The following is a 9415-nucleotide window of genomic DNA, read 5'->3' as shown; positions in this document are numbered from 1 at the left end:
GAACTCTCGGGGGTAGGGCTTGGGCACAGCGACATCCTTCCAGCCCGCCACTAGGGCAAGCCATCTCAGATGTCACCTATCGGTGCAGCAGACCCCGGCTTATTTCCAGGGCAACGCTTCGCAACCGTTTGAGTTGCCGAGCTGCTCGTCGCCACCGACTCAATCTGATTATTGACGGAATAGTCAACGACGAACATAAGAGAACCGATTATGCTAAGAGCTGCAGCCCCAACCCCCAGCCAACGTGCGCGCCTCGTTCGCAGTGCAACAATTAGGAATGACACAAGAACGGCCAAGAAGACGAGCCCGTAAACTACAGTTCTGCCAATCAGACCGAAGACGGCCGCAAAGCGTACACCCGCATCCGGATAGACATTTGGTGTGCGCCAAAAGCAACACGACAGCGGATAGAGCCGCTGCAACCTTCCGATCAACGCCGATGACGGAAAACCGATCGAATTGAGTACAGCGGTTGAAAGGCCAGGGTCTGTCGCATTCAATACGGTTCCGGTTCCGTAGCTAGCCTCAATCTAGCCACCTAATAAAAAGCAGTAGCAGCAGGCCGACAGAAAAACGAAGAGCGAGATCCACGAGTGTGCGGGCGATGCCTGGCATCCGCGCCACATGAGGTGATTCCGGCAGGTAGATAACAGGGACCTGCTCGCCGACTGCGGGAAGCCTGCGGGGCTCTAAACCCATGTGGGCCCATTGGTAAACGAATGTGACTGTTCCGCCCCGCTGATCCTTGAACTGGATCCTTGGATAGTAAGCGATCGGAAATCTTTCAGAGTTGTCAGATTTCCTAGGAATCGAGGGTTTCCTTATCACGACCGTGCCCGCTGTGTGTAGACCGCGATCGCGGAGCTCCAGACGAAGCCGATCTTCCTTACGCCTTGTATAACCTTGTAGTCGCGCTGCCTTGAAGTAGACATAGCGCCACGCGCGGTCATCAAGTGCTTTGTTGGTATTGATCGGCAAGGTATCGATGAGCAGTCGCACCTTTTCCGGATCTTCCGGAAGGTAGACGATCTCCACCTGGGTGCCTGCGGGTGCGCCGGAGGCACGTTTCCAGGAGGAGGTGAGATCGGGGGTGAAATATTGTGGATTGCCTTGCTGGTCCTGGAACAGGATCCAGGGACCTTGGGCTGGAACATGCTCAACGACCATTCCCGTGGCGCGGCTCCCACGGCGTCGCAACCGCAAGATGCGCCACAGTCTCACGAACCCCGACAGCAAAAGCACCACGCCAGTCAGCTGGATTACAGAAAAGATGGATACCATATTCTCCCCTAGGCGTATCCACAGCTTGGCCTCTTCGAGCCTCCCCCAGGGGACAGATTCACATTGAAGGTTACCTGTTTATTGCCCGTCGCTCTGCGGCGTGCGGAGCCTGGCTGCTCACCAAAGCGCGGCGGCGCCGTGCCCGCTGGGTCCAGGTACCCGGCGTGATCACTGATCTGGTGCCGAGTCGTGATCCGGACGACCGCGTGAGCTGGCCGATCTTCCGCTTCACGACCGTCGAAGGCCACGAGGTCGAGGTCACATCGAGTTTCGGTGAGGGCAGGCCTCCTCAACCAGCAGATGGGATCACGATCCTCTACGACCCTCGAAAGCCGCACCGCGCCATCATCAATACCAGCGGTCAGTCCGGTTCCAGCATGGGATGGATTCTGACCGCCCTCGGTCTCTTCCTCACGACCCTCAGCGTACTTACCGCCCTCAACATCCTCTGACCTTGACGAACAGACGAGCCGCGCCAGCGTGTGCATCCAATTACAGATCTTGAACGGTTAGGTTGAGTCGGGTTCGAGGGTCAGGCCGGTGTGGGTCAGGAAGCTATCCTTCCCGCGTGGCCTCGCTCATGCAGACCTACACCTACCTGCACGCCTCCGCTGTGCACGAATCCTCGGCCGGCCGGGCCCTCGCGCTGGAGACCTCCGGCGGCAACACACCCGCTGGTGAGGTAACCAACCCGCGGTTCTTCAACGGGTTTCTGACCGCGCCGGCCGCCGCGGCGGCGGCGTTGCTGGCGGTCGCCGATGTCGCTGCCGCCCGCTACTACCGGCCGCAGCTGTCGGCCTGGTTGGACCCCGTCGTCACGGCCAACGGAGACCGGCTGCGAATGGAGTCCTTCTCCGGATGCTGCGGCGTCTACGCGCGCCTCGACGTTCTCCCGCCCGGTCTCGATGGTGACGACGTCGGCCACGGCACCACCAACGTCGACGTCAACATGCCACTGCGGCGGGCCCTCGCCAAGCTCGGTGGCCTGGACCCCCTGCATCTCACGGTCGGCCCGGACGGGATCGAGGCCACGACCTTTGACGGCCGGTTCGTGGAGAAGAAGGTCCCGCTGCCGGATCGGTGGCTGCGCGGCTTCGCCGAGGCCCAGGTGCTCGCGGCGGGCTTCACCCTGCGCGCCGAGGTCCCGGCTGCGCAGGCCGCCGCCGTCCTGCGGTCGCTGCCGCAGCCGACTGCCCAGTCCAACGCTCGTACGACGAAATGGCTGGTGCCCGCAGGACGCGCTCTGCGTCCCGCGAGCAGGCCGGGGCCCGGCGCCGTCTGCCTGCCCGGCCCTGAGCGGCTCGTGGTCCTGCAGCAGGTGATGCGGCACGCGACAGGCCTCCGGGTGTACGCCCCCGACGTCGCCGACGGTGCGGCCACCGCCGCCGCGTGGGAGGTCGAACTGCCGGGCATGCGGCTGACGCTGATGCTTTCGCAGGACGCCTCACGCGGGTTCTCCGGTGAGGGTGGCGTGCTCGACGCCCTCGCGACGGAATCGGCGGCGCAGGACGCGGACCAGGTGGCGGAACTGCTGGCCTGGCAGCCGAAGATCGACGTGGCCGACCTGTCCCGCCAGGCCGGCCTGCCGGCGGAGCGGGTACGCGCTGCGATGACGATGCTGGGGACCTCCGGCCAGATCGGCTACGACCTGGCGGAGCAGGCGTACTTCCACCGGCATCTGCCGTACTCAACGGGTGCTGCGGAGGCGCGCAACCCCCGGCTGCGCGGAGCGCGGAAACTGGTCGCCGAGGGCGCGGTCCAAATCGACGGCGCGCTGACCCGGGTGGGCAAGGACGAGAACGCCCACCTGGTTCGCACCGACGACACGGGACAGATGAGCTGCACCTGCTTCTGGTGGGCGAAGTACCGGGGCGGACGCGGACCGTGTAAGCACGTGCTCGCCACGCGGATGGTTCGCGACACGATGAAGGAGTCGGTGCAATGAATTTGGTCGAGCTGGCGAAGGCCGGTGACGTGACCGGAGTGCTCCGGGAACTGGCCGCCCTCACCCCAGAACAGCGCGCCGCCCATGCTCCGGACGTGGAAGCCCTCTTCGCCGCAGAGGACTGGGACGACTGGCGGAAGCACTCCAAAGAGCAGAGAGTGGCCATGTACACCGCCCAACTGGGGTGCTGGATCACTCCGGAGGCTGCGGCGGCCGGTCTCCGGAAGCCCACGTTCAAAATCCGGCACGACGCTCTCGTCCCGATGGCGGACGTCCTGAACCTGTATCCCGCCACGTGGCAGGCCGAACTGGTCGCGCGGATCAGTGAACAGAACGCCACGGCCTGGCACGACCACGCCTTGTTCGTCCTCGCCGACCACATCATCCAGACCACCGGCTGCCCGGCGCCGACCTGCGACACCTACATCAACGCCTGGCTCGCCGACCGGCACAACCACTCGGGAAGGGATCAGCCGTGGCGACCCTTGAACGCCGTGCGGGGTGCTGACTTTCTGGAGCTGCTGCGCAACGACCCGTGCACCCTCACGCTCCTCCCACTGGTCGTGGCACGGCCTGGCGTTCCCCTTCGCGGTGTGTGGGCGTTGTCCCAGCTGGCCGCCGACGGCGTGATAGACCGGGCCGCGCTCGTCCATCGGGTCTTCGCGGAGGTCGCCAAGGCCCATCCAGCGTACGCCTCGACGCTGCTGGAGGAACTCGCCCTCACCCCCGCCGAACAGAGCCAGAAGGCAGCCGAACGGAACGCTCTCGCCGAACCCGCTCTCGCCCAGCTGCTGCAGAACGGCTCCCAGAAGCAGACCGCGCCGCACCTGGCGTTGCTGCGCGCCCTCGGACTGACCCCGGCCGAGAAGGTCCCCTTCCTGCGGGACCACGTGGCCATGCTCGACCTCTCGTCGCCGGTGGCCGGCTACGGCCAGGAGGTCCTGATCGAACTGGACACGGCAGGGCTGCTGGAGGACGACGTCCGCACCGAGGCGAGCGAACGCGTCCTGCTGCGCCCCGAGAAGAAGCTGGTCCGCGCCCAGCTCACCTGGCTCGACCGGGTCGCCCGACGCGACCCCACCCGCACCGGACAGATCCTGCTCGAGGTGGCGATCGCCTTCCAACACGCCGACCTGGCGTTGCAGGAGCAGGCGCTCAAAATCGTCGCCCGTCACCTCCCGACCGTGAAACGCGCCGCGGACGGCTCCGTGCCACCGGAACTGCGCAAGGCCGCCGAATCGCTCAGCCCCGGCTTGGCGGCACGAGCCGCCGAACTGTTCGGCCCGCCGCAGGACAGCGCCGTCAATCAGGTCGCCGAGGTCGAGCCGTACGTCGAGGTGCTGCCGGCCGTACCCGAACCGCGACCCATACCCGGCCCCATCCAGGCCGCCGCCGAGGTCGCCCAGGAGCTCGCGGTGGTCCTCGCGAACCGCGACGACGTGGTGGCGTTCGAACGCGCCCTGGACGGCCTGGTCCGCCACTCTCACCTCGACCGTGCCGCGCTCGCCACCGCACTCACACCCGTCATGCGCAAGGCGCCGGAGCCCGTATTCCATATCGAGCAGACACTCTTTAGCGCGCAGACCGACCTGTACGACGTGGCGGCGGCGCTACGGGGCGACGAGCCACGGCCATGGCACATGTCGAAACGCAAAGGGAGCGGCTCGCCCGGAGAGCTGCTCAAGGCACGTCTCAATGAGGCCATAGAGCTGATCGAATCCGGCACGCAACCGTTCCTGCTGGCCCTGCCGACCCACTCCACCGGCGCACTGGACGCCCACGTACTGGTGGAACGGATCGCCGAGCTGGAGCGCCTGGGCGTCACACCCGCCCCGATCGACCTGGCACAGGCCCTGCTCCGCGTCACCCCCACCACGGACGAACACGTACACCGCGCGGCCGGGGAACTCCGCTCAGACGCCGGACAGCAACTGGCGCAATGGCTGCGCGACGGCGGCCTGCCACACCAGGACTCAACGCCGCAAGGATGGCCGGTCTCCGATCCGACCAGCGCCGAGCCGAAATGGTGGCCCCTCGCAGTGCCCGGGCTGGACCACGAACCGCCCCTCCCGCCGGTCGCCGCAGCCCTCATCACCGGCACGCACGAACGCGCCAGCTACCCGGCGCCCTTCTGCGCGGCGCAGTTGCCGCATCACCGCGACGTGGTGGCGGCACGCGTTTCAGGGGGTGGCGATGTGCTCCGGCGCTTGGCGGAAAGCGGCGGCGCAGCCGGATTTGCGATGCACCGGAAGATCTTGGCGCACCTGGACACCGAACGCGACACGGCGGTGGACGCCCTGCTGATCCTCGCCGCGCAGGGCCAACTGGACAGCGCACTGATTGCCGGACAACTCCAGGTGAGGCTGCGACGGCAGTCGCGGGGCGCGAAGCGCATCGCCGATGGGCTACGGGCGGCCGCCGAGACCGGCGCCTACGCCACCATCTGGTCGATACTCCAAGCCGCCCTGCCCGCACTGCTGCGCGACGAACCGATCCGCGAGGCCGGAGCGTTCCTCGCCGTCGCCGTCGAATGCGCCTCACGCTGCGGAGCCAAGGGCCACATCCCCGAAGTCGACGCGGTGGCCGCCCGCACCGGATCAACCCAGACCGTGAAGAACGCCCGACTACTACGCGACGTACTGCGCTGAAACCAGCGGTACGCCAGACCGCGTGCAGATCCACGCGGGAGCTGACGATTCGCCACAGCAACAGATAGCGACCTATGTGAAAACGTGACGAAGTACTACTACAGTATGAGCCGGTTCCCATTCGACCTTTATGAGCACACCCCACGGAACCGGCCACGTCCAGCGGCGTGGTTCATCGTTCGCCATTCTTCGCGACGTCGGAGAATGCGCCGAGCCGCAGCCTCGTCGCTACGTGGCCTGTAAACCATGCGACCCGGTAGCGCTGCGGGAGCGTGGTGAAGTCCAACTTCATGCGCCGTTGATGTTTCTGCACCAACGCCGGCATCAGGTCCCAGACCAGGTCGCCGAACCGTGCCGTGGACTCGACCGCGATGTCAGCGCGCAACTCGCGACCAGCGAGCACCAAGGCGTCGTCGCCGGGCGTCCACCTCGGGTCGGTGAGCGAACAGGCTGGTCATTAGGTGTCGTGTGGCCCCGGAGACGCGGCGACCGGCGCGGCCCTCGACGAAGGCGCTAGGCGACACGTTCGTTGGCCCGCTGGCGAGAAGACTCGGCTGGCACCGCATGCTTCGAAGATGCGGAGCCCGAGTAGGCCGAGCATGGCGACCAGGGCGAAGTCGTTCGGGTTGGCCGATGGGCGTGCGGTGGTAATCAGGGCTTCGAACTGGAGGTGGCCGAGTCCGAGGGTGGGTGATTCGGGCGGCACTGTGGGTCTGCGGACGTAGTCGGCGGGTGAGTGCGGCAGGATGTCGTCGATGACGCAGACGCGGTAGAAGCCGACCACGATCGACAGGCGACGGGACACGGTCGAGGGCTGGAAGCGGCGTACGTCCTGCAGCCAGCGCACGTACCGCTCGATGTCCGCGCGCGCAACAGTCAGCGGATCCAGGTCATGGTTGGCGCACCAGGTCAGGTAGACGCGCAGGTCGGACTGGGTGTGTAGGCGCGTGTCACCGCGGTAGCGGCCGAGGTAGGCGGCTACCGCCGCACGCAGAACAACACGATCAGGAGAGACGACTGAGCCGGAAGCGGGAGAGGTAGTCATACCTCACGGTGCGACACCACTCGCAGCCGGTGTCAACGCCCCCTACGCGGCAAATCCGGATGCCTGGGCGTCATCGCGCCGATGTAACGTCGCGAACCGCGCCATTCGACGATGGCGAGCTCACACCTGGATCGAGGACTATCCGGCCGATCAGGTAGACCCACCGCGTGGCCGCCATCCGGCGAAGCCTCATCTGGATGATCGGACCGGCTCGTCGCCGTACGGGATCGGCGGTGTTTTTGTTACTGTTTTGTCGCCGCAGCTCACGCGTTCGGGGCGCCGCTCTGATGGAGAGGGTCTGCCACCCGAGATGGAGTGGCTGACCAGCTGGCGAGGAGTCTGAGTCGGTCTTCGGAGGCAGTGCCGGGTTCCGCGGTGTAGCTGATCAGGTTGTGTACGACTCGGCTAGACAGCGGCAGGTCGAGGTGCTGGAAGGTCAGCTCCAGGTGGCCGACCTCGGGGTGCCGGAGTCGCTTGATGCCGTCGTGGCGGATCAGGACGTCGTGCGCGGCCCATTGGTCGCGGAACTCGGGGCTGAGGGTGGACAGCTCGCCGATGAGGTCGCGCAGTGCCCGGTCGCGGGGCTCGCGAGCGGCCTCGGCGCGCAACAGGGCGGCGGTGGCGTTGCCGGCGGCGTCCCAGTCGACGAAGAAGTCGTGTGCGCCGGGGTCGAGGAAGATGTAGCGGGCGATGTTGGGGCGGCCGCGCTTGTCGATGGTGGCGCTGTCGAACATCGGCGCGTACAGGGCTCGGGCGAGGAGGTTGCTGGCGATGACGTCCGTGCGGCCGTTGCGTACGAACGCCGAGGACATCGTTATGGAGTCGAGCAGCCATTGGACTCGCGGCGGGACCTCGACGTCCCGGCGACGCGATGGCGTGCGCCTGGCGGCCCGCGATGACTGGGCCAGGTCGAACAGGTAGGTGCGTTCGTCGTCGTCGAGTCGCAGGGCGCGGGCTACCGCGTCGAGGACGTCTTCGGACACGCCGCCGATGTGACCCTGTTCCAGCCGCGTGTACCACTCTGTGCTCACGCCGGCGAGGACAGCGACCTCCTCGCGCCGAAGCCCGGCGACCCGGCGACGGGCACTGGTCGGCAGTCCGGCCTGCGCCGGGGTGATTTTGGCGCGTCGGCCGGCGAGGAAGTCTCGGATCTCGCCGCGGTTTCCGGGCTGCTGGTCCATGTTCTCCACGCTAGCCGCCGGTCGCGGCGCGAGAGGGGTGGAGGTTGTACCCCCATAAACGCGACCTTCCCCGGCCATGGCGATCGCGGTCTTCTGGGATCGAACGCGTAACGGAGGTAGGAGACATGACGAGCAAGACACCGGCCGTGCCAGCGGTGGCGCTGGGCACATGGGCCTGGGGAGACAGCGGTGAGGCGGGCGACGGCTATTTCGGCAGTCAGCTGACGGCGTCCGGCCTGCGCGAGGTCGTCGAGAAGGCGCAAGCGAACGGGTTCACCTTGTGGGACACCGCGGTGGTGTACGGCATGGGTCACTCGGAGACGGTCCTCGCTCAGGCGCTGAAGGGCTACGCCCGCAGCGAGTACCAGCTGTCGACGAAGTTCACCCCGCAGGCGGCGGCTGACGGCGACGATCCGGTCGCGGAGATGCTGGAGCAGAGCCTTGGCCGATTGGGTACGGAATACGTAGATCTGTACTGGATCCACAACCCCGCCGATGTGGCTCGCTGGACGCCGCTTCTGATTCCGCTGTTGCAGAGCGGCAAGATCAAGCATGTCGGAGTCTCGAACCACAACCTGAAGCAGATTGCTCTGGCCGACCAGATCCTCGGCGAGGCCGGCTTTCGCGTGGAGGCGGTCCAGAACCACTACAGTCTCCTGTACCGCGGCTCCGAGCGTGCGGGCATTCTCGACTACTGCCGCGAGCGCGACGTGCGGTTCTTTTCCTACATGGTTCTCGAGCAGGGGGCGCTGACCGGCAGGTACGGCCCGGCCCATCCGTTGCCGGCGGGCAGCAACCGAGCGGCCGCGTACAACGGCATCCTGCCTAAGCTCCAGGCGCTGACCGACAGGATGCGCGCGATCGGCGGGAACCGAGGCGCCTCCGCCGCCGACGTCGCCACCGCCTGGGCCATCGCCAAGGGGACCACCCCGATCATCGGCGTCACGAGGACGAGTTACATCGACGGGTTGATCCGAGCGGGCGGCATCGAGCTCGCCGACGAGGAGATCGCGGAGTTGGAGGCGCTGGGGGACGCCGCGGACGTCGACACGCGCGGGTGGTGGGAGCAGGAGATGTAGCAAGCACCATCCCCCGTTGCGGAGAAAGCGTTTCGCTGAGTCGGCACCGGGGTCGGGTCATCCTCGGCCCGTCCCCGGTCGGCCGCGATCAGGGCCGCGAGTATCGCTTGGTGCGGAATCTCGATGGAGCGGTTCATCGGTCTAGTGCCGTGACCACGAACGTTCACGGTGTTGGTTGACACGCCGGCCGGCCTGTCGGTCTGGCGGCGTTGCGGCGGTCAGGCTGTGGCGGTGGC

General features: G+C 66.5%; 8 protein-coding genes. 4 read left to right on the top strand and 4 right to left on the bottom strand.

From position 1 onward, the window contains the following. Window positions 1–525 precede the first annotated feature (525 nt). On the bottom strand, window positions 526–1167 hold the full coding sequence (locus BXA10_RS31275; protein ID WP_139338253.1) for a DUF3592 domain-containing protein: 642 nt from the start codon (window positions 1165–1167) through the stop codon (window positions 526–528). 278 nt (window positions 1168–1445) lie between these two features. Here BXA10_RS31275 and BXA10_RS32805 point away from each other — a divergent pair, with 278 nt between their 5' ends. The 3 genes from BXA10_RS32805 (at window position 1446) to BXA10_RS30135 (ending at window position 5874) form a co-directional block, all read left to right on the top strand. After that, window positions 1446–1733: a DUF3592 domain-containing protein gene (locus BXA10_RS32805; RefSeq protein ID WP_084753551.1), complete on the top strand. Its 288-nt coding sequence runs from the start codon at window positions 1446–1448 to the stop codon at window positions 1731–1733. Window positions 1734–1849: 116 nt separating this feature from the next. Then, a complete protein-coding gene (locus BXA10_RS30140; protein WP_084753549.1) occupies window positions 1850–3226 on the top strand; it encodes an SWIM zinc finger family protein in 1377 nt (458 codons plus the stop codon). Next, window positions 3223–5874: a DUF7824 domain-containing protein gene (locus tag BXA10_RS30135; protein WP_139338251.1), complete on the top strand. Its 2652-nt coding sequence runs from the start codon at window positions 3223–3225 to the stop codon at window positions 5872–5874. The genes BXA10_RS30140 and BXA10_RS30135 overlap by 4 nt, the downstream gene beginning before the upstream one ends. 172 nt (window positions 5875–6046) lie before the next feature. Here BXA10_RS30135 and BXA10_RS30130 read toward each other — a convergent pair whose 3' ends face one another. The 3 genes from BXA10_RS30130 to BXA10_RS30120 all read right to left on the bottom strand — a co-directional run bounded on the left by BXA10_RS30130 (window position 6047) and on the right by BXA10_RS30120 (window position 8100). Further along, window positions 6047–6259 carry a hypothetical protein gene (locus tag BXA10_RS30130; protein WP_139338250.1) on the bottom strand — a complete coding sequence of 71 codons (213 nt, stop codon included), beginning with the start codon at window positions 6257–6259 and terminating at the stop codon, window positions 6047–6049. A 72-nt stretch (window positions 6260–6331) separates the two neighbouring features. Continuing rightward, window positions 6332–6919 (bottom strand): tyrosine-type recombinase/integrase, encoded by a 588-nt coding sequence (locus BXA10_RS30125; protein ID WP_076474230.1) that lies wholly within the window; start codon window positions 6917–6919, stop codon window positions 6332–6334. A gap of 263 nt (window positions 6920–7182) precedes the next feature. Beyond that, window positions 7183–8100: a helix-turn-helix transcriptional regulator gene (locus tag BXA10_RS30120; protein ID WP_076474229.1), complete on the bottom strand. Its 918-nt coding sequence runs from the start codon at window positions 8098–8100 to the stop codon at window positions 7183–7185. 125 nt (window positions 8101–8225) lie between these two features. Here BXA10_RS30120 and BXA10_RS30115 point away from each other — a divergent pair, with 125 nt between their 5' ends. Then, window positions 8226–9179, top strand: a complete 954-nt coding sequence (locus BXA10_RS30115; RefSeq protein ID WP_076474228.1) for an aldo/keto reductase — start codon at window positions 8226–8228, stop codon at window positions 9177–9179. Window positions 9180–9415 lie beyond the last annotated feature (236 nt).

Source organism: Micromonospora avicenniae (assembly GCF_900156065.1).
GTDB classification, from domain to species: Bacteria; Actinomycetota; Actinomycetes; order Mycobacteriales; family Micromonosporaceae; genus Micromonospora; species Micromonospora avicenniae.
This window is presented reverse-complemented; position numbering and strand designations above follow the sequence as displayed.

What these genes read in the sequence shown, in the direction of transcription:
- BXA10_RS30115 (WP_076474228.1), top strand. Translation starts at nt 8,226, where the DNA reads ATGACGAGCAAGACACCGGCCGTGCCAGCGGTGGCGCTGGGCACATGG.
- BXA10_RS30135 (WP_139338251.1), top strand. Translation starts at nt 3,223, where the DNA reads ATGAATTTGGTCGAGCTGGCGAAGGCCGGTGACGTGACCGGAGTGCTC.
- BXA10_RS30125 (WP_076474230.1), bottom strand. Translation starts at nt 6,919, where the DNA reads ATGACTACCTCTCCCGCTTCCGGCTCAGTCGTCTCTCCTGATCGTGTT.
- BXA10_RS31275 (WP_139338253.1), bottom strand. Translation starts at nt 1,167, where the DNA reads ATGGTCGTTGAGCATGTTCCAGCCCAAGGTCCCTGGATCCTGTTCCAG.
- BXA10_RS30120 (WP_076474229.1), bottom strand. Translation starts at nt 8,100, where the DNA reads ATGGACCAGCAGCCCGGAAACCGCGGCGAGATCCGAGACTTCCTCGCC.